The organism is Candidatus Nanopusillus massiliensis (genome assembly GCF_920984865.1).
Genome location: NZ_OV100765.1, coordinates 188,153 through 188,499 on the forward strand (window position 1 = coordinate 188,153; position 347 = coordinate 188,499).

1 protein-coding gene is annotated in these 347 nt (G+C 21.9%); it reads right to left on the reverse strand.

Going from position 1 to position 347, the window contains the following annotated elements:
• Positions 1-60: 60 nt before the first annotated feature.
• Positions 61-210 carry a helix-hairpin-helix domain-containing protein gene (locus LUA84_RS05085; protein WP_457913329.1) on the reverse strand — a complete coding sequence of 50 codons (150 nt, stop codon included), beginning with the start codon at positions 208-210 and terminating at the stop codon, positions 61-63.
• Positions 211-347 lie beyond the last annotated feature (137 nt).

Below are 347 nucleotides of genomic sequence, written 5' to 3' on the forward strand. Positions count from 1 at the left end.
ATTTCTTTATATAATATTGACAAGCAAGCTATTCCATCTATATCCCAATGAGAATTGCAATCACTTCTTATATTCTTCTTCAAAAATCTTTTTAATTCTTTCAGCTTTCTTTTCTCCAATAATATTTTCTAAATCAGTTTTATTTGCTAAAAAAATGTTCTTTAATGATTTAAAATTTTCTAATAATTTTAATGCTAAGTTTTCTCCAATACCTGGTCATAGATTTTAATATTTCTAATTTAACTTCATCAAAATCTTCATAATTTTTTACTTTTTCAGGTATATTTGGGAATTTGATTATAATTTTTTGCCAATAAATATAAATAATTTGCTGTTTCCAAAAAATC